The sequence below is a fragment of the Bacillus sp. UNC69MF genome (genome assembly GCF_000746035.1).
GTDB classification, from domain to species: domain Bacteria; phylum Bacillota; class Bacilli; order Bacillales; family Bacillaceae; genus Bacillus; species Bacillus velezensis.
The window spans coordinates 269882-294438 of the sequence record NZ_KN050798.1 but is presented as its reverse complement, the minus strand read 5'-3'; the positions used below and the strand labels follow the sequence as shown (position 1 = coordinate 294438).

30 protein-coding genes, 1 tRNA gene, 1 pseudogene and 1 riboswitch are annotated in these 24557 nt (G+C 46.8%); of the genes and pseudogenes, 14 read left to right on the top strand and 18 right to left on the bottom strand.

What is annotated here, in order from left to right; genetic code table 11:
- Nucleotides 1-393: 393 nt before the first annotated feature.
- Nucleotides 394-2276, top strand: a pseudogene (locus BR62_RS0113725) (ribonuclease YeeF family protein).
- A 16-nt stretch (nucleotides 2277-2292) separates the two neighbouring features.
- Nucleotides 2293-2583: a contact-dependent growth inhibition system immunity protein gene (locus BR62_RS0113720; protein ID WP_015417243.1), complete on the top strand. Its 291-nt coding sequence runs from the start codon at nucleotides 2293-2295 to the stop codon at nucleotides 2581-2583.
- Nucleotides 2584-3358: 775 nt separating this feature from the next.
- On the opposite strand, the gene BR62_RS0113710 is transcribed toward BR62_RS0113720, so the two are convergent.
- The 3 genes from BR62_RS0113710 to BR62_RS0113700 all read right to left on the bottom strand — a co-directional run bounded on the left by BR62_RS0113710 (nucleotide 3359) and on the right by BR62_RS0113700 (nucleotide 5859).
- A tRNA-Val gene (locus tag BR62_RS0113710) sits at nucleotides 3359-3431 on the bottom strand.
- A gap of 138 nt (nucleotides 3432-3569) precedes the next feature.
- Nucleotides 3570-4745: a cystathionine beta-lyase gene (gene metC / locus BR62_RS0113705; protein WP_032871215.1), complete on the bottom strand. Its 1176-nt coding sequence runs from the start codon at nucleotides 4743-4745 to the stop codon at nucleotides 3570-3572.
- Nucleotides 4738-5859, bottom strand: a complete 1122-nt coding sequence (locus BR62_RS0113700; RefSeq protein ID WP_032871212.1) for a methionine biosynthesis PLP-dependent protein — start codon at nucleotides 5857-5859, stop codon at nucleotides 4738-4740. Before BR62_RS0113700 ends, metC begins: the two co-directional genes overlap by 8 nt.
- Nucleotides 5860-5928: 69 nt before the next feature.
- Nucleotides 5929-6054, bottom strand: a riboswitch (SAM riboswitch).
- Nucleotides 6055-6228: 174 nt separating this feature from the next.
- On the opposite strand from BR62_RS0113700, the gene BR62_RS0113695 reads away from it, so the two are divergent.
- From BR62_RS0113695 to BR62_RS0113670, 6 genes are all read left to right on the top strand, one after another.
- The gene (locus BR62_RS0113695; RefSeq protein WP_007409075.1) at nucleotides 6229-6951 is read left to right on the top strand and encodes an esterase family protein; all 723 of its coding nucleotides are present in this window, start codon (nucleotides 6229-6231) and stop codon (nucleotides 6949-6951) included.
- A gap of 25 nt (nucleotides 6952-6976) precedes the next feature.
- Nucleotides 6977-7492 carry a YjcG family protein gene (locus BR62_RS0113690; RefSeq protein ID WP_007409076.1) on the top strand — a complete coding sequence of 172 codons (516 nt, stop codon included), beginning with the start codon at nucleotides 6977-6979 and terminating at the stop codon, nucleotides 7490-7492.
- A 4-nt stretch (nucleotides 7493-7496) separates the two neighbouring features.
- Entirely contained in the window at nucleotides 7497-7928 is a 432-nt protein-coding gene (locus BR62_RS0113685) for a GNAT family N-acetyltransferase (protein WP_012117312.1), read from the top strand.
- A 160-nt stretch (nucleotides 7929-8088) separates the two neighbouring features.
- Entirely contained in the window at nucleotides 8089-8322 is a 234-nt protein-coding gene (locus tag BR62_RS0113680; protein ID WP_007409078.1) for an AbrB/MazE/SpoVT family DNA-binding domain-containing protein, read from the top strand.
- Complete coding sequence (locus BR62_RS0113675) at nucleotides 8323-9060, top strand: ABC transporter ATP-binding protein (RefSeq protein WP_007409079.1); 738 nt, start codon at nucleotides 8323-8325, stop codon at nucleotides 9058-9060.
- On the top strand, nucleotides 9053-9775 hold the full coding sequence (locus tag BR62_RS0113670) for an ABC transporter permease (RefSeq protein ID WP_015239588.1): 723 nt from the start codon (nucleotides 9053-9055) through the stop codon (nucleotides 9773-9775). The genes BR62_RS0113675 and BR62_RS0113670 overlap by 8 nt, the downstream gene beginning before the upstream one ends.
- A gap of 41 nt (nucleotides 9776-9816) precedes the next feature.
- On the opposite strand, the gene bla is transcribed toward BR62_RS0113670, so the two are convergent.
- Both bla and BR62_RS0113660 read right to left on the bottom strand, forming a co-directional pair.
- A complete protein-coding gene (gene bla, locus BR62_RS0113665; protein ID WP_032871210.1) occupies nucleotides 9817-10566 on the bottom strand; it encodes a subclass B1 metallo-beta-lactamase in 750 nt (249 codons plus the stop codon).
- 68 nt (nucleotides 10567-10634) lie between these two features.
- Complete coding sequence (locus tag BR62_RS0113660) at nucleotides 10635-10889, bottom strand: hypothetical protein (protein WP_007409082.1); 255 nt, start codon at nucleotides 10887-10889, stop codon at nucleotides 10635-10637.
- Between the two features lie 120 nt (nucleotides 10890-11009).
- Here BR62_RS0113660 and BR62_RS0113655 point away from each other — a divergent pair, with 120 nt between their 5' ends.
- Nucleotides 11010-13295, top strand: coding sequence for an ATP-dependent helicase (locus BR62_RS0113655; protein WP_032871208.1), 2286 nt, complete (start codon nucleotides 11010-11012; stop codon nucleotides 13293-13295).
- Between the two features lie 68 nt (nucleotides 13296-13363).
- On the opposite strand, the gene BR62_RS0113650 is transcribed toward BR62_RS0113655, so the two are convergent.
- The 4 genes from BR62_RS0113650 to BR62_RS0113635 all read right to left on the bottom strand — a co-directional run bounded on the left by BR62_RS0113650 (nucleotide 13364) and on the right by BR62_RS0113635 (nucleotide 14878).
- Entirely contained in the window at nucleotides 13364-13618 is a 255-nt protein-coding gene (locus BR62_RS0113650; RefSeq protein ID WP_003154986.1) for a sporulation-specific transcription regulator SpoVIF, read from the bottom strand.
- Nucleotides 13619-13784: 166 nt separating this feature from the next.
- Nucleotides 13785-13946: a YjcZ family sporulation protein gene (locus tag BR62_RS0113645; protein WP_007610678.1), complete on the bottom strand. Its 162-nt coding sequence runs from the start codon at nucleotides 13944-13946 to the stop codon at nucleotides 13785-13787.
- 91 nt (nucleotides 13947-14037) lie between these two features.
- On the bottom strand, nucleotides 14038-14235 hold the full coding sequence (locus BR62_RS0113640; RefSeq protein ID WP_032871206.1) for a hypothetical protein: 198 nt from the start codon (nucleotides 14233-14235) through the stop codon (nucleotides 14038-14040).
- Nucleotides 14236-14521: 286 nt separating this feature from the next.
- A complete protein-coding gene (locus BR62_RS0113635) occupies nucleotides 14522-14878 on the bottom strand; it encodes a DUF1360 domain-containing protein (RefSeq protein ID WP_023356825.1) in 357 nt (118 codons plus the stop codon).
- A 170-nt stretch (nucleotides 14879-15048) separates the two neighbouring features.
- Here BR62_RS0113635 and BR62_RS0113630 point away from each other — a divergent pair, with 170 nt between their 5' ends.
- From BR62_RS0113630 to cotZ, 5 genes are all read left to right on the top strand, one after another.
- On the top strand, nucleotides 15049-15435 hold the full coding sequence (locus BR62_RS0113630) for a spore coat protein (RefSeq protein WP_007409087.1): 387 nt from the start codon (nucleotides 15049-15051) through the stop codon (nucleotides 15433-15435).
- Between the two features lie 39 nt (nucleotides 15436-15474).
- Nucleotides 15475-15786, top strand: coding sequence for a hypothetical protein (locus BR62_RS0113625; RefSeq protein WP_007409088.1), 312 nt, complete (start codon nucleotides 15475-15477; stop codon nucleotides 15784-15786).
- Between the two features lie 91 nt (nucleotides 15787-15877).
- The gene (gene cotX, locus BR62_RS0113620; protein ID WP_007409089.1) at nucleotides 15878-16378 is read left to right on the top strand and encodes a spore coat protein CotX; all 501 of its coding nucleotides are present in this window, start codon (nucleotides 15878-15880) and stop codon (nucleotides 16376-16378) included.
- Between the two features lie 150 nt (nucleotides 16379-16528).
- Complete coding sequence (cotY, locus tag BR62_RS0113615) at nucleotides 16529-17011, top strand: spore coat protein CotY (RefSeq protein WP_007409090.1); 483 nt, start codon at nucleotides 16529-16531, stop codon at nucleotides 17009-17011.
- A 148-nt stretch (nucleotides 17012-17159) separates the two neighbouring features.
- On the top strand, nucleotides 17160-17603 hold the full coding sequence (cotZ, locus tag BR62_RS0113610) for a spore coat protein CotZ (RefSeq protein WP_007409091.1): 444 nt from the start codon (nucleotides 17160-17162) through the stop codon (nucleotides 17601-17603).
- Between the two features lie 58 nt (nucleotides 17604-17661).
- Here the strand turns inward: cotZ and BR62_RS0113605 are convergent, their stop codons facing one another.
- The 9 genes from BR62_RS0113605 to tenA form a co-directional block, all read right to left on the bottom strand.
- Nucleotides 17662-18291 (bottom strand): CotO family spore coat protein, encoded by a 630-nt coding sequence (locus BR62_RS0113605; RefSeq protein WP_032871204.1) that lies wholly within the window; start codon nucleotides 18289-18291, stop codon nucleotides 17662-17664.
- A 97-nt stretch (nucleotides 18292-18388) separates the two neighbouring features.
- Nucleotides 18389-19165 (bottom strand): enoyl-ACP reductase FabI, encoded by a 777-nt coding sequence (gene fabI, locus BR62_RS0113600; protein ID WP_003155001.1) that lies wholly within the window; start codon nucleotides 19163-19165, stop codon nucleotides 18389-18391.
- Nucleotides 19166-19295: 130 nt separating this feature from the next.
- On the bottom strand, nucleotides 19296-20108 hold the full coding sequence (gene thiD / locus BR62_RS0113595) for a bifunctional hydroxymethylpyrimidine kinase/phosphomethylpyrimidine kinase (RefSeq protein WP_020955643.1): 813 nt from the start codon (nucleotides 20106-20108) through the stop codon (nucleotides 19296-19298).
- 22 nt (nucleotides 20109-20130) lie between these two features.
- A complete protein-coding gene (gene thiF, locus BR62_RS0113590) occupies nucleotides 20131-21141 on the bottom strand; it encodes a thiazole biosynthesis adenylyltransferase ThiF (RefSeq protein WP_032871202.1) in 1011 nt (336 codons plus the stop codon).
- A complete protein-coding gene (gene thiG / locus BR62_RS0113585) occupies nucleotides 21138-21908 on the bottom strand; it encodes a thiazole synthase (protein ID WP_156097786.1) in 771 nt (256 codons plus the stop codon). The genes thiF and thiG overlap by 4 nt, the downstream gene beginning before the upstream one ends.
- Nucleotides 21905-22108 (bottom strand): sulfur carrier protein ThiS, encoded by a 204-nt coding sequence (gene thiS / locus BR62_RS0113580; RefSeq protein WP_007409096.1) that lies wholly within the window; start codon nucleotides 22106-22108, stop codon nucleotides 21905-21907. Before thiS ends, thiG begins: the two co-directional genes overlap by 4 nt.
- Nucleotides 22105-23214 carry a glycine oxidase ThiO gene (gene thiO, locus BR62_RS0113575; RefSeq protein WP_015239577.1) on the bottom strand — a complete coding sequence of 370 codons (1110 nt, stop codon included), beginning with the start codon at nucleotides 23212-23214 and terminating at the stop codon, nucleotides 22105-22107. Before thiO ends, thiS begins: the two co-directional genes overlap by 4 nt.
- Nucleotides 23198-23815 (bottom strand): thiazole tautomerase TenI, encoded by a 618-nt coding sequence (gene tenI, locus BR62_RS0113570; protein ID WP_015239576.1) that lies wholly within the window; start codon nucleotides 23813-23815, stop codon nucleotides 23198-23200. Before tenI ends, thiO begins: the two co-directional genes overlap by 17 nt.
- A complete protein-coding gene (gene tenA, locus BR62_RS0113565; RefSeq protein ID WP_007409099.1) occupies nucleotides 23793-24500 on the bottom strand; it encodes a thiaminase II in 708 nt (235 codons plus the stop codon). The genes tenI and tenA overlap by 23 nt, the downstream gene beginning before the upstream one ends.
- Nucleotides 24501-24557 lie beyond the last annotated feature (57 nt).

Genomic DNA, 24557 nt, shown 5'->3' with positions numbered 1-24557 from the left:
TATTCATACATCTTTCATAGCTGTAAGCCTATATTCCTTTATATTCCCAATGCTTGCCGTACTTCCCTGTTAGGATGAAGTTTCTAAAGCTGTTGACCAGTTGCCCAGGTTGGTTCCATGCGGAAAGCAGTTTGGACCGTCGTATCCTAATTCATTCGAGTGAATTTCAGCCATCTAATATGTGTTTATGCTTTTTAAAGGAGGTGCATCACATGATGTTCTAACAACCGATTCAACCTAAAGCTAACTCTTCCCCAATTCCCGATCATAAAATAAGTAAATTTACCCAGAACAAATTAATCATTTTGCACTTTCAAAATACTTATTTGTCTTTTTCTTCATTCTTCCATGGTAATATCTTGTTGAAGTATTTCGAATGAAAGGATTATGGTCATGAAAGTTTTCGAAGCAACCACCCTGCTGGCCGCTGCCAAACAGCGCGCGGGTGAATATAAAAAACTGCGCGGTCATATGGTCAAACTAAAAAAAGCGTTTCAAGGTATGGCTGACCTCGGTGACAGCGACTTTTCAGGCCGGGGCGCTGACAATATCAAAGCCTTTTTCCAGGATCACGCCGGCGTCACAGACAGCTGGCTTGATCTGATCGATATGAAAATCGCATTTCTCACAAGCCTTCCCGGCAAGGTCGAAGATGCCGGACTTTCCAATTCGCATGTGGAGGAATCATTTCTGGAGCACGAGCTCACCATGGCCTCAGTAAATCAAAGGCGATTATGGAAGAGCAGAAAAAGGACATGCGCTCCATCCTCGGAGAGATCGAAGACATCATCTCGCTTGATCTGTTTTCAACGGAAAGCACAGATCAGAAGCTCTCTTCAGCTGACAAAAAAAGAAACGAAACGATACATAAGCTCGGGAAGCTTGATCACGATCTAACGAAGGAATACACAGAAACCGAAGCGAACGAACAGTTCATCCAAGCCGACTTTCAGCAGCTCCAAAACGCCACAGGCAAAGGAAAAAGCGCCGCGCCGCTTCACTACAACGCCAAAGCGTACCGTGAAAGTGATATTCATAAGAAAAAAGGCGATATCGCAAGACATTCGGATGCTTATTTGACGATTAAAAAGGAAGAGGCGAAAGAGCGAGCGATCAAGGATCTGAAGAAAAAGCTGGCCGCTGGTGTCACCGATCCGGATGAGTATTTGGAAATCGCGAAGAAGATCGGCTATGAAAACCTTGAACCCGCTCAGGTGCAATATGTGATGCAGCTTGAACAAGCAAAACAGCTCGAAGAAGTCGGAGAAACGGCTTGGGATATCGTTAAAGGAATAGGCGTCGGCCTTTATGATGTCGGGAAAGACACAATAACAGGCATCAAAGATCTGGCTGTCGGCGCATGGGATTTTTACCATCTCTCCGATGAACAAAAAGTCGCTAAAACCATATCGGCTGTATTGAACACGCCCTCCTACGCAAAAATCATATGGACAAACCTGGCGGATTCATGGAATGATAAAATGGTTAACGGGGATGCGTATTCAAGATCACATTACATCACCTACGCCATCGGGAGCATGGTGGGACTCAAAGGTTCCGGTTCAGCTGTAAAAGTAACAAGCAAGCTCGCAAAAACAGGCGCCGCCAAAGTGGATAACGTCTTGGAAGCTGGAGAAAAAGCGGCTGTCAAACATGTAAAAACCGGGATCAAAAAAGGAAAAGACTATATCAATTCCTTTTCGAGAAATAAGTACCAACCCGCACTTGCCGGAATAGCACAGGATATTGAAAACACTCACAATGTGAAGAATACTCCTTTGTTGAAAAGTATTATTGAAGATCAGAAAGAGAGTGTGCTCAGAAAATCTGTGTCTTCTGACAATAGCGGCATACATAGTGTTAAACAAGGAGACAGCAGTCCTCTCGCACCAGGCGGTGGCTTAGCTGCTCATGAAGCAAAAGGCGGGCATCTTATAGAAAGACATGTTGGGAAAACAGATAAAGAATTAATAGAAAGACTGAAAACTGATCCTAACCCACATATTACAGCTTCATCTACTTTTAAAGATAGGGCTACCGCTGAAAGAATTGCTAATTCAGTTTTAAACGATCCAAAAAATATAAAGAAAATCGAAAATTGGATTGATGATCCTAAAAAACCTAAATTAATGTTAAGATACAAGGGCGATGGAGAAATAATCGGCAAAAGTGTATCAAGAAATTCAGAACTAGTAGAAAACGTCACAAACGCAAAAATTATACTCAAAAAAGATAATAACGGTAACTTTATTCTTACAGGATATCCAACCAAATAGAAAGAGAGGAAGTATCATGGATGAAAGGTATGATTTCTTAGATGAATTAGAAAATTTTTTAGGTGCAACATTTCATCAAGATATCCAATCCCCTGAACACGCCTTAGACGAATTTATTGAGGAAATTAGTAAAGAAGGTTTGCTATTTACAGTAAAGTATTGCGAAGAGTTTCTAAATAGCGATCTAACTAAAGAAGAAAAGGAAGACATTATAAAGTGTAATGCAGAAATATATTTCCCGACAATTGGCTTACCGCCTATAGAATGGTTAAAAAGTGTAATAGAACAACTAAAAGAGGCTATTTAAAAGAAACACTGAAAGGTCCCCATTTTATGGAGGGCCTTTTTATATTGATACCGAATTTTTCGGCTTTCTTATCCGGATAGAAATGCAATACCGACAGTGCGGTTTGGATCTACTTGACGGCATCACTAGCTGAACTTTTCAACAATTTTGACCCTAAAAAGAGATACGGCCCACAATTCGACGGTATCCTGTTCCGTTACTCCACCAATGCTCTTAGACATATAGACTAGACGAATCGTTCACCCAGCTTCTGACATCGTGAAATGCGACTAACGTCTTAAAAAAAACGCTAATGTATTAATCGTCCCCGGCGCAAGCCTTTTCTTCATATGCTCGTCCTTCTTAAAATAATGGTCCTCGAATTTAACCCACTCGTCTTGACTGTACACGATATACTTACGAATTACCTCTCGGCTCATTTCGTGAATGGACCGCCCGATCCCCTTACGATCCAAAAAATCGAAAGAACCTGTAATTGTCTTCGTATTGGTTGAGCGTTGATTGCGCCCGCCCCTCTGATTTCCGCGAAACTGTACGAAAAGCACATCGAGATTGCTCGTAGTCTTCCGTAAAGTACGTTCCTTTTTGACGCGTTTTCCTGTTCTATTTGCGGACATATTACCGCCTCCATTCGGTTAAGTCACCGAAATAAAAACCGCTACCTTGTCGTTGGTAGGACCGCTACCCTGCGCCTTAATACGCCTAAGTCATCGACCAAGTCAACGCAATAAAAAACGGCTAGAAACGTTGATATAACGCCTCTAACCGCCGTGGATGATTCCGACTGGGCTCGAACCAGCGACCTCTACCCTGTCAAGGTAGCGCTCTCCCAGCTGAGCTACGGAATCATGATATGTATGTGTTGCTGGGTATGTTGTTGTCTCTCTGACATTTATAATTATATATCCTGATTTCTCATTCGTCAACACTTTTTTTATCTAAAATAAAAAAAGGGCGCGTCGCAAAATTGACGGCGCCCTTTTCGTTTATGATCTCACTTGGGCAGGGGTTATTTTTTTCAATGCCTGTTCGAAGTCCCGCTCTAAATCTTCGGCGTTTTCGACTCCGACGCTCAAGCGCAGAAGGCCGTCTGTGATGCCGCGTTTCTCCCTCTCTGCTTTCGGCATGGCGGCATGCGACATGGCTGCAGGGTATGAGAGAATGGATTCGACGGCGCCGAGGCTGACGGCAAATACCGGAAGCGATACGTTTTCGACCAGCTTTTTGACGGCTTCTTTGCTTTCCAATTCAAAGGACAGGACGGCGCCCGCTCCGCTCGCTTGCCGTTTATGGGTATCGGCTCCCGGGTGTCCGGCAAGGCCGGGATAGTAAACGTTTTTGATGGCGGGATGTCCGTCAAAATAGGCAGCCAGCCGCTCAGCCGTCCGGCTCGCTTTTTCCAGTCTGACCTGCAATGTTTTTAAGCCTCTCAATACGAGCCAGCAGTCCTGAACGCCGAGCACCGCTCCAAATGAATTTTGCAGCTTATACAGCTGATTGCCGAGCTCTTCATCTTTTACAGCGGCAAGGCCTGACAGCACGTCGCTGTGGCCGCTTAAAAATTTCGTCGCACTGTGAAGCACGATATCTACGCCGAGATCAAGCGGACGCTGCAGAGCAGGCGTCATAAAAGTATTGTCAAGGTATGTCAGACAGCCGTGATCCTTTGCCAGTTTGACGACGCCCTTAATATCCGTGATGCCGAGCGTCGGGTTTGACGGTGTTTCCATATAGATGGCTTTCGTATTCGGCCGGATGGCGCGGGCGACCGCTTCTGTGTCCGTCATATCGACAAAGGTATGTTCAATTCCGAAACGGGACAGAACCTCAGTCACCATGCGGAATGTTCCGCCGTACACGTCCTCCGTGACGAGAACATGGTCGCCTTGGGATAAGAGCAGAAATGCCGTCGAAATCGCCGCCATTCCCGAGCTGAAAGCAAAACCTCTCGTTCCGCCTTCAAGACCTGCGATCGTTTCTTCAAGCGCTGCTCTTGTCGGTGTGCCTGAGCGGCTGTAGTCATATGTCCCGAATTCTTCAAATGAAGACTGATGGAATGTGGAAGCATGCTGGATCGGGACGCTGACGGCTCCGGTGGCTCCGTCTGTTTTAAATGGATTGTGCACGAGCTGGGTTTCCAGCGTCCAATTGTGATTACTCATATGACACGGCCCCCTCTTTTACTTGCTGTAATGCCTGCTTTACATCCCGCTTCAAATCCTCTGCATGTTCAATGCCCACTGAAAATCTCAGCAGACGGTTGCAGACGCCGTTTGCGATACGGATGTCTTCCGGAATGTCCATGTGCGTCTGTGTCGCGGGGTATGTAATAAAGCTTTCCACCCCGCCGAGACTTTCTGCGAAACAGATCGTTTTCAGCGCCTTTAAAAACGGATTGATCCATTCCTCTTTTTGCAGCCGGAAAGACAGCATCCCGCCTTTTCCGGGATATAACACGTCGGCGATTTCTTCTTCCTGTTCTAAAAATTCCGCAAGTTCACGGGCGTTTTCTTCATGACGGCGCATTCTGAGTCCGAGTGTTTTCATCCCTCTCATTAAAAGCCACGAATCAAACGGCGGGAGAACGGCTCCGATCGCATTTTGGTGATTAAACATGATCTCGCCGAGCTCTTCATCCTTTACGACAGCAAGACCGGCAAGGAGATCATTGTGCCCCGCTAAATATTTTGTGGCGCTGTGAATGACGATGTCCGCTCCCAGTTCAAGCGGGCGCTGGAGCACCGGGGTATAAAACGTATTATCCACAATTAAAAGCAGGCCGGCTTCTTTCGTAATCCGGGCGATTTTTTCAATGTCCGCCTCCTGCATTAACGGGTTTGTCGGTGTTTCAACAAATACCGCTTTCGTGTTTTCCGTTATTTTGGAGCGTAAACAGTCTTCATCGCTGAAATCATCGTAAATAAAGCTTAAGCCGTATTTTCTCCATTCGTTTTCAAACAAACGGTACGTGCCTCCGTATAAATCGGAGGATACAATCAATTCATCCCCGCTTTTAAATAAAGCCATAATCGTTTGAATGGCTGCCATTCCCGAGCTGAAGGCAAAGCCTCTCGCACCGTTTTCCAACACGGCGATAGCGTCTTCAACGAGCTGGCGTGTCGGGTTTTTCGTGCGCACGTAGTCAAAACCTGTAGATTCTCCTATTCCTCTATGGCGGTAAGCGGTGGACAGATAAATCGGCGGACTGACCGTTCCCGTTGCTTCTTCGCTTCTATTTCCGATTTGGGCTAATTTTGTATCAACATGCTGCGTCATCAGTAAGCACCATCCTTTTTCAAAAATAAAAAAGCCCCCTCTTCATAAGAAGAAGGAGCTTTTCTCTTCCTCTTATCTTCCAAGCATGTGAATCGCTTGCTGGATTTAGCACCTTGGCACTTTGCCTTCCCGCGGCAAAGCAAACCGGTTGCTGAGGTTTCAAAGGGCCAGTCCCTCCACCTCTCGTGATAAGAATATTGTTTTGTATTTTCTGATTGTTCTATATTAACGCACTATAAAATGAATTTCAATAACTTTTTATTTATCTGAACTCTCGCAAGAAGTGCATCTGAAGAAAGAAATTTCTAATAATTCATGGTACAATAGGAAAAAACCATCAAGACAAGAAGCGGCCTGGAGGAATGCGAAGTGGCATCAAAAAACGGAATCATTCATGAGAAAAAACTTTTCTCCCATGAGCTTGAAGAGGAAATGACCGTTTTGGTCTACCTGCCCGCCACCTTCTCCCCCCTGTATAAATATCATACGGTCATCGCTCAGGACGGCCATGATTATTTCAGATTAGGGAGAATCGGGCGGCAGGCGGAAGAGCTTATGTCAAAAGGGGAAATTGACCGCTGCATCATTATCGGCGTCCCTTATAAAAATGTGCGGGAGCGAAGAAACACATACCATCCAGAAGGGTCTAAGTTCGCCTCATATAAGCGATTCATCGCAAATGAGCTCGTTCCTTTTATCGACAAAGAATACCCGACTTATCAAGTCGGATACGGCCGCACCATGATCGGGGATTCCCTCGGCGGAACCGTTTCGCTCATGACGGCGATTGACTATCCGAACATGTTTGGAAACGTCATCATGCAGTCTCCGTATGTTGACGGGCACGTGCTGGATGCCGTCCGGCAGTCGGAGGATCTCAAACAGATTTCCGTTTATCATCAAATCGGAGAAAAAGAAACCGGCGTTCACACGACAGACGGCCAGGTTCTTGATTTCACCGCGCCGAACGAAGAGCTCAAACAGCTGCTGGAAAGCAAACAGTCTGAATACACGTATGAAACCTTCGACGGGGATCATAAATGGACCTACTGGCAGCCGCTCATCACGCCGGCGCTGAAAAAAATGCTGTAACCATTCATTTAAGGAGGGAACTTTCATGAAATACGGTATTGTTTTATTTCCATCAAAAAAATTACAGGATCTCGCAAATTCGTACCGGAAACGCTACGACCCGAGCTACGCGCTCATTCCGCCGCATCTGACGCTAAGAGATCCGTTTGAAGCGACAGAACAGGAAATCGAGCAGGTCGTATCACAGCTGAGACAGACGGCGAAAGAATCGCATCCGCTCGTTCTGAAAATCACAAAATACAGCTCGTTTTCTCCTGTGAATAATGTGATATATATGAAAGCAGAGCCGACGGAGGAATTAAAATCTCTGAGTGAGAAATGCTACTCAGGAGCATTATCCGGCGAGCCGGAATACAGCTTCGTTCCGCATGTCACGGTCGGCCAGAAGCTGTCGTCAGATGAACATTCCGACGTACTCGGACAGCTGAAAATGCTGGACATTTCCCACGAAGAAGTCATCGACCGTTTTCACTTGCTCTATCAGCTGGATAACGGCTCATGGACTGTGTACGAAACATTTTTATTAGGCGGAGGAGAATAACTGTTTGGAATCCATCATCGCAAAAACTGAAAAACAGCTGAACGACGCTTTTTTCGTCAGAAAAGAGGTCTTTGTTAAAGAACAGCACGTTCCGGAAGAAGAAGAGATTGATCAATTCGAAGACACGTCAGAGCATATAGTCATATATGACGGCGGCCAGCCGGTCGGAGCCGGCAGATGGCGCTTGAAAGACGGGCATGGAAAATTAGAGCGCATCTGCGTGATGAAAAGCCATCGTTCTTTAGGCGTCGGAGCCATCATTATGCAGGCGCTTGAAAAAGCGGCGGCAGCCAAAGGCGCCGACAGCTTTATCTTACATGCGCAGACGCAGGCGGTTCCGTTTTACGAAAAACAAGGATACCGCGTCACATCCGGCGAAGAATTTCTCGATGCGGGCATCCCCCATCTGGAAATGATAAAGGAACACAAACGATAAAATCAAAAGCACTCCTGTTGATATGGCAGGAGTGCTTTTTTTATGAAAATAATACTATTTCATGAATTTTATTGCATTTTATGGAAGGTTAATGTATGTTTAGTATGCGAAGTATTACAATTCATACAAAAAGTACAATTCATATTTCGGAGGGATAAACATGACGGCACCAAAAGGAAAACACATATTCGGGACTGTTAAAGTGGGTACAAAAGGACAGATTGTCATTCCTAAAGAAGCAAGAGATGTTTTCGATATAAATCCGGGGGATTCACTGCTTATGCTCGGGGATGACCAGCAAGGTATCGCACTTGTTAAACAAGAACTCTTTTTCGAGTTTGCAAAAGATATTTTAAACGCTAAGCAAATCGATGAAGATAGCGAGGATGAGTAAATGCACGCGATTGAGCTGAAGCAATTAACGAAACATTATAAAGAAACCGCCGCCGTTGACCGTCTTGAGTTCTCAGTTGAGAAAGGGGAATTTTTCGCTTTACTCGGTGAGAACGGAGCCGGAAAAACGACATTAATCAGCATGCTTTGCGGACTCCTTTCTCCGGATGACGGTGATGCATCAGTGCTTGGACACAGTATTTTGACTGATTTGGATAAAATAAAACCGAAATTGAATATGTCCCCGCAGGAAACAGCCATCGCTCCTCATCTAACCGTACGGGAAAACTTAGAGTTTATAGCCGGAGTCTACGGAATTCCGAAAAAAGAAGCAAAAAAAAGAACAGATGAGATGCTCGAATTGTTTCAATTAAAAGAGAAAGAAAGAGCAAAAACAAAAACATTATCAGGAGGAATGCAGCGCCGCCTCAGCATCGCAATGGGAATGATCACCAAGCCGGATATTTATTTCTTAGATGAGCCGACATTAGGGCTTGACGTCCGTTCACGCCGCGAGTTGTGGAAAAATCTTGAGGCATTAAAGGGTGACATGACGATTATTTTAACGACACACTATTTAGAAGAGGCTGAAGCCCTGGCAGATCGTATTTGCATTTTAGAAAATGGGACCCTAAAAGCACTGGGTACGGCGGAGGCTCTGAAAAAGCAAACTCATTCAGCTACATTTGAAGATGCCTTTTTAGCGATTTGTGACGGGGAGGCGGGTCTTTATGCTTGATTTCGCCATTCGCAACCGCAAAGAAATTTTTCGTGACCCCCTGTCTATTATCCTTGGAATCGCACTGCCTGTTATTCTATTGTTTCTGTTTACGGCGATTGAAAAAAATGCGCCGCTTGATACCTTTAAAATTCAGCATTTAGCACCCGGACTCATTGTTTTCGGTTTTGCTTTCCTTACGATGTTCTCTGCATTGCTGATCGCAAAAGACAAACAGACCGCCCTTTTGACCCGTTTGTTTGCTTCCCCTTTAAAAACAGCCGATTATGTCATCGGTTATGCAATACCGATGCTGCCGTTAGCCATTTTACAAATCGTCATTTGTTTTATCGCAGCAGCGGCTGCCGGTTTATCCGCCGAGTGGATGAATCTTCTCGCAGGTATCGCTGTCTTGCTGCCGATTGCGATGATGTCCGTTTTCTTCGGTTTATGTTTAGGGGCTGTGTTTACGGACAAACAAATTTCAGGCATCGGAACGATTTATATTACACTCGTGCAATTTCTGGGCGGGGCTTGGATGGAGGTGAGCCTGCTCGGTGACACATTCAAACATATCGCTTATGCCTTACCGTTTATTCACTCGATCGAGCTGGCCCAGGAAGTCATATCCGGAGATTATTCTTCCTTTCATCAGCATATTTGGCCGATAGCGGGATATACCGTTTTGGCGCTTGCACTTGCTTTCCTCAGTTTTATGAAAATCAGGAAGAGATAAAAAAAGCCGGCACTCCGTAATGGGAGCGCCGGTCTTCTTTATTACGTTTCTTTCAGAAGGTTTATCGTATGCGGCAGCAGACGGTCATCCCCCGGACTGCCATGCCCCGGAACGACAATGCTGATGTCCTGATATCTTTTCATGACTTTGCGGACGGCGCGCGGCCACTGATCCGGATAAAAACCCGGAGTAGGCACGATTTCCTTTGTTTCTAAAGCCTTGATTAAGCATCCGCCGAATAAGAGCTTATCCTCAGGCAGCCAGACGGTAATATTGTCTTCCGTATGCCCTTTTCCCGGATAAAACGTTTCAATTTTCATATCGCCAAACTGCAGCTTTGTCACGTTTTTCAAATCTCCGAGCGGCCGGTCATATCCCTGCTGTCGGGCGAAGTCGGCGGTCAGTTTCGTGCTGTGCACCTTTACCCCGTATTTGTACAGGGTGTTCAGACCGCCGATACGATCATCATGGGCGTGTGTCACAATGGCATCGGTCATCCTTTTGCCGGGAAACCGCTTTTTTATTTGTGTCATTAATTGCTCTGTGAGACTGTCATTCCACGGAGTATCAATCAGTACGATTCCTTTGGAAGTCTCAAGAAGCAATCCGTTCGCAGGGACGGGATTTCCGTCTGCCGTACCGGTGCTTGTATGCATCCAAACATGCGGCGCCAGCTGTGTGAGAGTGACATCTTTTGCTGCGGAGCCCTCCGCCGCGTGTGCCGGTTTCATTCCGGCAGTAAAGAGGCCGAATAGAAATAACCCCGCAATTAATAATGAAAGCTTTCTCAAATTGAATCATTCCTTTCCGCCTCTTTCATATATACGACTCAAAAAAACCCGGATATTTCCGGGCTTTTTCACACGTATTGATTTATCAACCGGCCTTTTCCCATGATTTGCGGCAGACGGGAAAGAGAGCGCTTACGTTTTTCCTCATGTACTTTCTTTTCTGCGGCTGCGGTGTTTTCCTGGCGGCGCTCCACCTCTCTGTACACCCTGTCATTGGCAAGGGCGGCCGCTTTCGTGATGCCGGCATAATCAGACTTATAACCCGCTGCCCGGTTTGCGTATTGAGAATACTGCTGGTTTTGAATCCGTCCTGCATAAATCATATGTACCCCTCCCCTTCGCTTTTCATTTCCCTTAATCTTACTTTTTGAAACGCTGTTCTTTTGTTATGATATTCTTTGTCTATCAAATGGATGAACACCTTTTAATGGGAGGACCCCTTTTTGAATTGCGCCCGACTGAATAACCGAACGATACATTTACATACATATTCTAGAGAACATTACCAATTCCTTTTTGAAGAAGCTCAGAAAGGAAATATTTTTTGCGCACATTGTGAGCAGCCCGTCTTGATGCGGCTTTCGATTTTAGAGCAGCCGGCATTTTATCACCGGCAAAAGGGAGACTTCACCGCCTGTGAAAAAGCATGCGCGGCCGAGGAACCACAAGCGGAGAAAGAAAAAGAAGAGTATAAGGAAGCCGGCATGTTCCGCCTGCCGAAAGGAAAAGCGATTTCAGAGAATCCGAAACCGATCGTCTCAGAATGGAAAAGCCCGAAAAAAGTGCCTGCGGCCGAACCGTTTTCACCAACATCCGAGGCGGCTGATACATCTTTGTTCCCCGGCATCGGCCTGAACCGCGAACAGATGAAGGCAGTTACTGAAACGGACGGGCCTTTATTAGTGCTTGCCGGAGCGGGAAGCGGAAAAACAAGGGTGCTGACAGCACGCGCCGCCCATATGATTGAACACCTCGGCATTTCACCTGAGAATATGCTGCTTGTGACCTTTACGACAAAAGCCGTCGCCGAAATGAAAGAGCGGATGGCAAATGAGTACGGTCTGGCAGCCGGAAAAGTCTCCCGTCTCGTGACCGGAACATTCCACAGTTTTTTCTATAAAATACTCTGTCATTATGATTCTTCAAAATGGAACGGCAGCCAGCTTTTAAAAATGGAGTGGCAAAAAGAGCAATATGTGAAAAAGGCGCTCTATGAAGAAAACTTGGATGAAAAAGAGTTTCCCGTCGACCAGGCGCTTCAGCTTATCGGCTGCTGGAAAAACACGTATCTCCCCCATGAGACCATTCCGCTTGCGGACGACTGGGAGAAAAAAGTGTACAGGCTCTACGAACATTACGAACGGCAGAAGCAGGAAAAACGGCAATTTGATTTTGATGACATGGCCCAAGGCTGTTATGAACTGTTTCAAAGCCGGCCTGATATTCTCGCGCAGTACCAAAACAGATTTTCTCATATTTTGATTGATGAATTTCAAGATATCAATCCTGTCCAGTACAACATTATGCAAATGATCGCAAGCCCAGAGAATAACCTGTGCTGCGTGGGTGATGACGACCAATCCATTTATGCGTTCCGCGGCAGCAGCCCGTCTTTCATTTTAGATTTTCAGAAAGATTATCCGGCAGCAAAGACCATTTACTTAACGGCAAATTACCGATCGCCGCATCCGATCGTCTCAAGCGCTCATGCCGTCGTAAAGAAAAATAAAAAACGGTATGAAAAAACACTTTCTGCCGTCAAAGACGGCGTTCACAATCCCGTGATGTTTTATCCTTACGATGAAGAAGAAGAAGCGACCATGATTGTTTCGGATATGAAAGAGAAGATTCAAAACGGGGCGAGTCCTGACGATTTTGCCGTACTTTACCGGACAAACAGCGCCGGACGGGCCATTTATGAAAGACTGCATCAATCATCGATTCCTTACCATGCCGACAGGGGCGTTCAGACGTTCTACAGCCGCAGAATCGTACGCCAGATCCTCGCCTACTTATATGCGAGTCAGAATGAAGATGATCCGGATGCGGTGAAAGACCTGCTGCCCGCCTTATTTTTAAAGCAATCCGCCCTGCAAACGTTAAAGGCGCTGTCAATTACTGAAGATTGCACGATGATTAAGGCACTGACGAAACTGCCTGACCTGAAGCCTTTTCAAATAGGGAAGATCAAGCAGATCGTTCCGTTTTTCGCAAGCATCCGGACAATGAAGCCGATTGAAGCCATCACCTTTGCAGAAAGCAAAATGGGTTTTTCCGAGTATTTAAAAAAACGGGGCAATGAGGGAAACAAACTGGAAAAAGGCTCTGATGATCTCAGGGATGTCAAAGTGGCCGCCAAAAAATTCAAAACCATTCCCGATTTTCTTGCGCATGTCGATCATATGCGCGCCGCTGAGAATCTGAAAACCGATGAAAACGGCGTCGAACTGCTGACCATTCACCGCTCTAAAGGTCTTGAATTCAATACGGTCTATATTTTAGGCGCGGCTGACGGCTCGATCCCCCATGACTTCGCACTTGAGACGGCGAGACAGGGCGATCCCGCTCCGCTCGAAGAAGAAAGACGGCTTCTGTATGTCGCAATGACAAGGGCCATGCAGCATTTATATGTATCTTGTCCCGCGTACAGGCGGGGAAAAACAGCGCGCAGCTCAAGATTTCTCGAGCCCCTTCTTCGGACGGACAGACGGAGCGCACTCAGGATATAAAGAACCCGGCAGATCACTGCCGGGTTCTTCTCACATAAAAAGGCCTTTTTAGCAAGGCCGGCTGACGCCTATTTATTGTTCAGCATTTTAGAAATGGTGCCAAAATCAAGTTTCTCTTTACCGCTTGTAATAGATTGAACGATTTTGTCTTCCAATTCTTTCGGAACACGCTTGTTAGCCAGCTGGGACACCTTCTGAATGACGCCTCTCACCGTGTTTTCATCTTTGAAATTGGCATTTTGCAATGATCCTGCAAGGTTCATGACATCCTTCATGCTGACGCCTGTTTTCTTCTCAATATTTTTGAAAAATTGATTATCCATGGTGTGCCTCCTTTTGTGGAGTAATACGATATTGTATGAATAAAGAGCGGAACATGTGCCCGTAAGACAAGGAAAAAATTCCGAGTGCCCCGTCTCTATACTCCTTTATACATCAGGGAAGCACGGGACTGAACGGTCCCGCGCTTATCCAAGGTCTTGCTAAGGTTTAGCCAAAAAAGGATGCACCGACAATGATCAGAAGGATGAACAATACGACAACAAGAACAAATGTTGAGCCGTATCCGCCTCCGACATAGCCGCCTCCGTATCCGCCGCAGCCGCCATAACCGCCGTAGCCGCCGCCGAATCCGCCATATCCGAATCCCATATCTAAGCACCTCCTTTACTCTCTATACTCTATGTGAGCCGACTTGTTTGGCTTGGATAAATGCATAGGGCCGGTGCGGATTTCATTCATTTTAGTGAGAATGCTCATTTTTCTTCAGTTTTGCTTCTGTTTCGGCGGCAAACACATCTATCCATTCCTCAAAGCGCGATCCCGCTTCATCAAACTCAGACAGCTGCTTTTCAATAGCTAAGATATATTTGTCATGCTCCCGCTGGTTTTGATTGTGCCGGCGGTATTTACCGTTTATGAATGATTCAAATATATTCATAACATCCCCTCCTCCTATGATCTATGCCGAACAGAGGCCGGCGTTCGGCAAAAAACAAAAAAACCGGAAGCTCCGGTTTTTTAGAAAACGGCTATTTCGGTTTTTTCTTTTGGCCGCAGCCGCAGCCTTTTTTCTTAATTTTTTTTTCGTAAGGCTGATGCACAGTTGATTTGTATGGAGAATGTTGGGAAGGTTTGCTTGATTGATTCATGGTGATCCTTCCTTTCCTTATGTCATATATGCCAGTTTATGCCGAAGGTGACGGTAAGTTGCTGGTGGAACCGCCTTATTCCTGCAGAAGACGAGAAACCGCAGCTTCAATGATCCCGGCTGCGCCGGCTATGGCTAACAGTAAAATCAGCCATTGCGCGGTCTCGGGTATCACAATCTGCGCGGCAATTAAAAAGGCGGCGCACCATACGCCCGTACACCAGTAGCAGCTGAGAAGTTCACCGATAAATGCCCTGATCCCTTTGCCTTTTATGACAATGTAGGTTTCTGTCGTGCCGTCGGGTGCGGTTTCTGTTTTTTCCTCGTGAAAAAGGCTCCGAAGCGGCGCCATAATGGTGTCAAATACGAAAAGCCTGGCCAGCCGGAAAACGGCAAACGATAACAGAATAAATGAAAGCCAATTGATAACCACCTGTTCACTCCTTTTCAAAACTTGACCTCTTTATACATATGCGAAAACCCTGATCTTCATGAATCGCACCTTGTCCGGTAAAAAAATAGGTGCGGTTTAGTTGTTTTTCTTATTCCGCTCGGCGTTTCATTTGCATTATATAGAGTATGAATGAGAAAGGAGTGAAGGTTATGTCGTTTGAAGAAAAAGTCGAAACACTGCAACCGCAAATATTCGAACAATTATCCAACGAATTCGAGCAGAAGATCGAAGTGATTGATTGCGAAAATGTCACAATAGATACAACACATATAACGGCTGCTCTTTCTATACAAGCTTCAGTTACTGCGGCGATTATCCTCGCGACACAGCTCGTGATCGCAGATGAAGACACAGCCGATCAAATGGCAACCGAACTGCTGATCCTCGAGGATTGCCAAATAAAAAAGCGAACCCTCATTCAAGTCATTAACAGCCGCAATATTAAAATCACACTGACAGCAGACGATATCATGGCCTTTGTACAAACTTTGTTTCAGCTATTAAATATACTTTTTGCTGAACTAGACATCCTTTAACTCTTTCTTTTCAAATTTTTAAAATAGAGGTGAGAACAAATGGCAGATAACGAAAAATTCAAAGAAGAACTCGCAAATCTACCAGAAGTGGATCCGCTTTTAAAAGTGCTTGTCAGCAATGTCTTCAAAAAACACGGCGTGACAAAAGATAAAATGCGGGAAATACCTGATGAAGAAAAAGAAATGCTGATCGCATTAGTGAAAGACATGCAGGCGAAATCAGAAGCTTTTCTTGAAAGCCAGAAACAGAAAAAAGAGCAGAAAGCGCAAGAACAGCAGACAAAGCAGCAAACCCGCAGAGAACAATTAATCGAACAGCTCCGGCAAAGACGCCAAAATCCCGGTCAATAACTAAAAATAGTGATTTTTATCAGGATAGATGCCTGAGTCAAAGTAAGGGGCCGGCTCATTTAATATTAGTAAAAGAAAAGGAGGAATAGATATGGAAAGCAGACCATACTCTTGGGTTGCACTTGATCCTGAATGCGAACATCCGCGAGAAGAAAAAGAAGAAAAAGAAGGCAGAAGATGTAATGTTTGCTGTAACGGACACGGGTTCGGCGAAGATAATGCCTTCATCGACCAAGACCTGGCACAGGCGAATCTCAACAAACAAGTTTCTGAAGAAGCGATTATTATCAGAGATTCTTGTGATATTAACGTGACATCGACAGATATTCAGGCAGTCACTTCAGTCATGACAGCGATTAATGCAGCAGTCGTAACGGCCACTCTCACTTCAATCGCTGACGGAGTCATCGCTGAATTGGTCGCACAAGACTTATTGCAGCTAACAGCTAACAAACAAATCAACCGTCAAAAACTGCTCATCGAAAACTCCCGCGGCGTAAACGTGACAACAGTAGATGCCGATATCGCAACATTGATCTCAACAGCAACAAATACACTGATTGCCATCTTAGTCATCACCCTCGTCCTCTAAAAAGAAAAAGCAGAGCTAAAAATGCTCTGCTTTTTCTTATTTTCTCCGCATATGATGAATATATAGACGTTCACCCACACCAAGTGAGGCTCGCGTACATATGTTGTTAAAGACAAAAGTCAAATACCCTAAAAGAAGGAGCTGAAATCCATGAGCTGCGGAAAACACCATGGCCGAGATGAAAGTTGTGTATGCGATGCAGTCGAGAAGATTTTAGCAGAACAAGAGGCTGTTGAAGAACAATGCCCGACTGGATGCTATACGAATCTTTTGAGCCCGACGATTGCAGGTAAAGACACCATTCCGTTTCTCGTATTTGATAAAAAAGGCGGATTGTTCTCCACATTCGGGAACGTCGGAGGATTTGCGGATGACAGCCAGTGCTTTGAGTCCATTTTCTTTCGTGTAGAAAGACTATGCGATTGCTGCGCGACGCTTTCAGTATTGCGCCCCGTAGATGTGCACGGCGACACCCTCAGCGTCTGCCATCCTTGTGATCCTGATTTTTTCGGTTTAGAAAAAACAGAATTTTGCATTGAAGTTGATCTGAGCTGCTTCAGCGCCATTCAGTGCCTTTCACCCGAGCTTGTTAACCGGCCTGCGCCGCACAAAGAGAAAAAGCATCACGGATAGTCATTGATTCGCATCTTTCCTAAAGAAGAATCCCCTTCCAACCTTCTATTACAGATGCAATCATCAGCCCGCCCGGACTTCCGGGCGGCTGACTCTCCGCTATCGTTTAAACCGGTACCATTTAAAACGTGAAGTCAGGAGGGATATTATGAGCAAGCATACAACATACTGTGTGCGTGAAGCGGTAGAAAATATTGAAGACCTGCAAAATGCGGTTGAAGAAGATTGCCCGACAGGCTGTTATTCTAACCTTTTATCTCCGGCTTATACATTAGGCGATACAGTGCCGTTCGCCATCTTCACCTCAAAATCGAAACCGTTCACCGCATTCGGAAACGTCGGCGAGCTGGATAACGGTCCGTGCTTTAATACCGTTTTTTTCAGAGTTGAAAGGGTCTGTGACGGCTGTGCCACATTAAGCCTGCTTATTGCTTTTGACGAGCATAAGCACATTCTTGATTTTACAGATAAAGACTCTCTCTGCGATGTATTCCGTTTAGAAAAAACGAACTATTGCGTTGAAGTCGATCTCCATAGCTTCTGCGCCATCAATTGCCTGAACCCGAGACTGATCAACCGCACACATTCTTAAATCAAAAAGCATAAAAATAAGCTGCCGGATGAAAGAATTCAGGCAGCTTTTTGTATGGTTAAAATCCAAGCGGATGCAGCGAGGTAATATCGTCTATTGCGAGTTCTGCCGGCGCTCCGTTGCTTGTCGTCCGCAGGAAGATCGCATTATTTTTTCTGCCGACGATTACGCCTCTGTAGGTTTTCCCGTTGGCTTCTATCAGACAAAGGGTCCGCGGCATATTATGCGGCAGCTTCGTTAAGAAATCAATTTTTTCAAGAATGGACATTCTGCTCATCGGCTTTTTCACGCGCTTTGGCGGAACCTTTTCCTCTGGGGCGGCATTGTGAACCGCTTCAGGCTCTTTTTCAGCGGCATCAGGCTCTTTTTTAGCGGCGTCAGGCTCTTTTTTAGCGGCGTCAGGCTTGGCAGTGTCCTGCTCCGCTTGCGCCGGAACTTCTTGAACGGCTTCTTCTGCGCGGCTGTGCTGTTCAGGTACTTGCTTTTCTGGCTCGACAGCCACTGCTCCTTCAGGCTGAGTTTGACATTCTTCCTCCCGCTTTCCATGCATCGGCTCTTCTTCCGGCGGCTGAGGCGCTTTCCTTTTTTTGATTAATATGTCCTGCATTGATGATTGCGTGTCTGAATAATCCGCCTGAACAATATACATGAGCGGTTTTTTTTCCGCGTTTCTGTTTTGTTTTGACATCTTCATCCCTCCGATTCTGTCATGTTTTATTTATATGACGGAATGATTAAAATCAGAAGAAAGAAAAAAGCAATCCCTGAAAGGGACTGCTTGTTATTTAACGTGCGGTAATATGGAATCCTGAATCAACGTGAAGATTTTCGCCCGTGATGCCTCTTGACAGGTCACTGAACAAGAATGCAGCCGTGTCGCCCACTTCTTCAGGTGTTGTCGTGCGGCGCAGCGGCGCGCGCTCTTCAATTTCTTTCAGGATAGAGTTGAAATCACTGATTCCTTTTGCAGACAGCGTACGGATCGGTCCTGCTGAAATGCTGTTGACGCGGATGTTTTCTTTTCCTAAGTCAGCGGCTAAATATCTGACGCTCGCATCAAGAGACGCTTTTGCCACACCCATTACGTTATAGTTTGAAACGACGCGCTCTCCGCCGAGGTAAGTGAGTGTAACGATGCTTCCGCCTTCAGTCATAATCGGACGCGCCGCTTTTGCGACCGCTGTCAGAGAGTAAGAACTGATGTTATGCGCAAGCAGGAATCCTTCGCGGTTCGTATTTAAATATTCGCCGACAAGCTCTTCTTTGTTTGCGAACGCGATGCAGTGCGCGATGCCGTGAATCACGCCGACCTGCTCTTTAATGCTCGCAAAGCAAGTTTCGATCTCAGCGTCATTTGTCACATCACACGGAAGGATGATGGAATCATTTCTTTCTAATGTAGCCGCAAGGTCATGAACTGATTTTTCCAAGCGCTCTCCCGCGTAAGTGAAAATGAGGCGCGCTCCGGCTTCATGCAGCGAACGGGCGATTCCCCATGCGATACTGCGTTTATTGGCAACGCCCATCACAACGATGTTGCGGCCTTCAAGTGAGAAATTCATATGTATAAAGCCTCCTGTAATCGTCTTAAAGACATAGTTTTAGTACCTGATCTTAATTTTTATCATATCATAACCTTGTCCAGATTGAAAGCATGGGAAAAAGACCGCGGATGTTGAAGCGGTCTCTTTTTTATCTCGTCTGCAGACTGTTCCTTTTAAAGGCAAAATGATTGGTCGGGCCGTGTCCCTCTCCAATGCCAAGCGTATGTTCCACGGCTTCCCGCACAAAATTGACGGCTGTCTCAAACGCGGTCTGAATGGTTTTCCCCTTTGCCGTTTCCGCCGTCAGCGCGGCTGCGAACGTGCAGCCTGTTCCGTGGGTGTGTTTGGTGTCAATATAAGCGTGGCTGATTTGGGTAAAAGACGAACCGTCAAATAATAAATCAACGATCCTCCCCTGTTCAGGCTGGTGTCCGCCTTTTATGATGACATGCTTTGCACCAAGCTTGCAAAGGCGTTCGGCCGCTTTTTTCCGGTCCTCAAACGTGCGGATTTCCATTCCCGTCAATACCTCAGCTTCCGGAACATTCGGCGTCACCGCATAGCTGCGCGGAATTAACAGCTCTTTTAACGCGGCCTGAGATTCCTCACGCAGCAGGGAAGCGCCTCCTTTGGCAATCATGACGGGGTCGGTGATGACATGATCAAGCCCGTACTGATCCGTTTTTTCCGCAATTTCCGCAATCATTTCCGCGCTCCACAGCATTCCCGTTTTTACAGCGTCAGGCCGCAAATCTTCCGCCACCGCGTCAATCTGGCTGCCCAGCGCTTCCCGGGTGAGCGGATAAATGCCGTGAACGCCCAAAGTGTTCTGGGCGGTTACCGCTGTAATGGCTGACATCCCGAAAACGCCGAGCTCCTGAAAGGTTTTGAGATCCGCCTGTATACCGGCGCCGCCTCCTGAATCTGATCCGGCAATCGTCAATGCTTTGCATATGCTCATGATGTTTTTCTCTCCTTTCGCATTATCCGATCCATTTATGATAAAAGGATTTCGCTCTGCTGATATCACTTGTGCCGTGTATGAATGCTCTGCCGTCACGAAACAGGACCATCTTGAAATTGTCTTTGCAAAACGAAATTAAATACGGGTTGGCTGAAACATCAAGCCCTGTCCGTCTGAGCTGTCCCGCAAGTTTTTGCAGATCAAACTGTTCAGAGATCCCCGCTCTGATCTGCACCGTGTTCCGCCCGCACAGAACCGCCGCTTTTGTCTGATTTTCATAGGATAAAAACGGATAATCGTTCGTGCCGCAGCTTGGGCAATCAGCCGACTTAAGACGGGTGACGTTTATTTCTGACCGTTCATTTTTCCATAAATCAAAAGAACGGAGAACATGCTCGATAGATCCGCCCGTTAACAGCTTCAGCGCATCTGCTGCCTGAAAAACGGCCGTCTGCAATACAGCCGGGCTGATGATTCCCGCCGTATCGCATGTCATACCGCCTAAAGGCAATGTCTCAAGCAGACAGTGAAGGCACGGCGTGACACCGGGAATGACGGTAAAAGAGAGCCCGTAGCTGCCGACACAGGCGCCGTACAGAAAGGGAATCCCTTTCTGTACAGCCGCATCATTCACAATCAGCCTCGTTTCAAAGTTGTCGGCGGCATCCACGATGAGGGAGGCGTCACGAATCAATCCGGGTGCGTTTTCCGCAGTGACATCCATGACAAATCCCTCGACCTCTACATCACTATTTATGGATCGAAGCCGTTTTTCAGCCGCCGCGGCTTTCGGCATTTCCTCTCTGACATCGTCTTCGGTATAGAGCTGCTGGCGCTGGAGATTACTCCACTCCACATAATCTCTGTCAGCGATCGTTACCTTCCCGACCCCTGCTCTGACAAGCATCTCCGCACTTGCCGTCCCAAGCGCACCCGCGCCGATAATCACGGCATGAGACGACCGGAGCTTCTCTTGGCCGGAGGGACCGATCGGCTGAAACAGCTCCTGTCTGGAATATCTGACCGTCATACCGGAAGACCGTCTCGCGGACTGCTTGCAGTTCCGTAATCTTTCACCGGAATTCTCCCCGCTTCATAAGAAAGGCGGCCCGCTTCTACGGCAAGCTTCATCGCCCTGGCCATCTTGACCGGATCAACAGCGCCTGACACAGCGGTATTTAACAGCACGCCGTCAGCCCCGAGCTCCATCGCGTAGGCGGCGTCTTTTGAAGATCCGACGCCGGCATCGACAATGACCGGCACCTTCGCCTGTTCAATGATAAAGGATAGATTCAGCGGATTTAAAATTCCCTGACCGGAACCGATCGGCGAAGCGCCCGGCATAATGGCATGCACCCCGAGCTCCTCAAGGCGTCTTGCGAGCACGACATCATCTGACGTATACGGAAGCACGATAAACCCCTCTTTGAGCAGCTGTTCTGATGCTTTCAGCGTTTCAACCGGATCAGGCAAAAGTGACCGGCTGCATCCGATGACTTCTACTTTTATCATGTCACAAAGCCCTGAAGCTTTGGCAAGCCTTGCGATTCGGACCGCCTCTTCAGCCGTTGCGGCGCCGGCCGTATTCGGCAGAAGCGTATACTTAGACAAATCAAGCTGTTCAAGAAAGTTAGGCTGAGACTCTTCAAAGATGTTCATCCGCCTTACCGCAAAGGTTAAAATATCTGATTCCGAGACAGCCACCGCCTCTTTCTGAATCTCAAAACTCGGATATTTTCCCGTTCCTAACAGCAATCTTGACTGAAACTGTTTTCCGCCTATTGTTAACATCCTCATCCGCCTCCTACAAAATGGACAATTTCTATGACATCGCGGTCACACAAACTCGTATTTTCATAATTCTTTTTTTCAATGATTTCTTTATTTCTCTCCACAACTACGATTCTTTGATCAAGCTGGTACGATTCAAGCAAATCCTGAACCGTCCCCTCATTTCGATTCCAATCAATTTGTTTTCCGTTCAGCTGAAGGATCATATATGAACAGCCTCCTTGCGATCAATTCGAAACGCTTCTTCCCATTCCTGCTTAATCTGTCTTTCCAGGATCATATCCCGCACCATTTCAGCCGTTGCCGGCGCCAACAGGATGCCGTTCCGAAAATGGCCGGCGGCGAAGATGATCCCGCTGTCTTCAGGATGCCGCCCGATAAACGGCTTTCCGTCTTTTGTTCCCGGCCTGAGTCCCGCCCAAAACCGGTCTATTTTCATATGTTCGATGGCGGGAAGCATGGTTTTCGCTTTTGCAATGACGGCCTCAATTCCTCCGATGTCAGGCGTATCGCTCCAGTCGCCCTGTTTCATCGTGGCGCCGATGACAAGCCGGCCGCTTTTTCTCGGGACGACATAACAATGATCATGGTAAAGGGTTTTGGTCAGCGGGATATCGTCATTCCACACGGAAAGGCATTCTCCTTTCACAGGAAAAAAAGGCTGTCCCAAGCCGAGCTGGCTGAAAAACCGGCCGCTCCATACACCGCTTGCAACTGCGACTTTGTCAGCATAAACATCCCCGCCGGATGTTGTGATGCAATATTCTCCGTTCACCCGTTTTACGGAGGTGACTTGTTTATGCTCATATATGTCAGCGCCATAGCGCCGCGCCCCTTTTGCATACGCTTTGCAGACATAATACGGTTCGACATGGACATCGTCTTTTATAAAACTTGCGCCGAGAATGTCTTTTGAAGCGTAAGGCTCTTTTTCAAGGGCATCTTCCGCTGAAAGCCAGGTGACGGAAGGCAGATCATCCATCTTCCGTAGACGGGCGATATCTTCTTCGGTATACGCCAGTTTAAGCATTCCGCCGTTATGGCGCCTGATGTCAATGCCGCAAGCTTCCTCAAGCTCTTGCCCCGCCGCTTCATACAGCCTTTGACTGTACATGGCAAAATCAAAAAACGCATCCCGGTTTTCACATTCCGCATGAGCGCCCAGCATTCCCGCGGCAGCGCTTGTCGTTTTTCGGCCGACTTCTCCGGCTTCAAGCAAGACAATGTTCTGCTGCGTCTTCGCCAGCTCATAAGAAATGGCGCACCCGATAATTCCGCCGCCGATCACCGCCGTATCATAGTGCTTCTTCATAATCGGCCTCCCTTACCGCGCGTGCATACCGCTTTGCCGCCTCCTCAGGATTTTCAGCTGAGAAAATACCTGACATGACGGCAATTCCGTCCGGTTTCGCCTGCTTTGTGTGTCCGATCGTCTGCAGTGTCATTCCGCCGATTGCGATGACGGGGATGGAAAGCGTGCGTTTGATCTCTGAAAGCAGGCTGATGCCTCTTGCTTCAAGTCCTTGTTTACATTCGGTTTCAAATACATGGCCGAACACCACATAATCCGCATCTTCCTTTTCAGCTTGGATGGCTTCTTTCAGCGAATGAACCGAACGTCCGATATGAAGATGGGGAAATCTGCTTCGCACCTGCTTTACGGAAAAGCTGCGGGACGGAAGCTGAACACGGTGTATATTGGCAAAAAGCGCGATATCCGCCCTGTCATTGATGATCAATTTGTCCTTATCCGCACCGCCCTTTTTCAAAAGGGTCAAAAGCTGCATGATTTCTCCCGCTGTTTTATCCCGCTCACGGATATGGATAAAGCTTACTTCGCGCTGAATCGAAAGAATATCTTCGGCCAGCTCGGCAACGGATTTGCGATTATCAGTTACCGCGTGCAGCTCCAAAAGATTCCACCTCTTTTCCGCCCTTCTCGGACCAGCCTTCTTTTTGATAAGCCATTCCCCAAAATTGATATTCATAATAGCTTGAAATCACAAAATTCTCTTTCATTTTCGCACGGATGTCTTCTGTGCTGTTTTCAGCAATCTCGTCAAAACGGCTGATCTGTTCTTCGACTTGCTGTCTGAACCAGTCTCCGCCGTATGTACCGATCCATTTTTCATAAATCGGATGCTCCGGTTTGCACTCCTTTAAGTGTTCGCCGACTTCATAATAAAGCCAATAACAGGGCAGAAGCGCAGCTAATATTTCTCCAAAATTGCCGCTCATCACCGATCTGTACATATGAGACGTATAAGAATAGGCGGTCGGTGCCGGTTTAAATGCCGCACGCTCTTCTTCCGTAATCCCTAAAAGCTCCGTAAACTCGCGGTGCAGCGCCATTTCCGCTTCATATGTCCCTTGAGCGTGGCCCGCCATCCTGCCCGTCGTAAACAAGTCTTCGGCATATGCGGCGCCGAACGCCTGAACTTTTGCAAAATGCGTCAAATAGTAGGAATCTTGCAGCACGTAATAGCTGAAACGGTCTATCGGCAGGCTTCCGTCACCGATTCCCGTTACAAACGGATGAACAAAACTTCCGTCCCACCATTCGGCAGCCGCCAGTCTGCATTCTTCAGAAAATGTCATCATGTCTTCCCCCCTGATAAAATAAAAAAACCACTTTCCCGCATCGGAAAAGTGGTT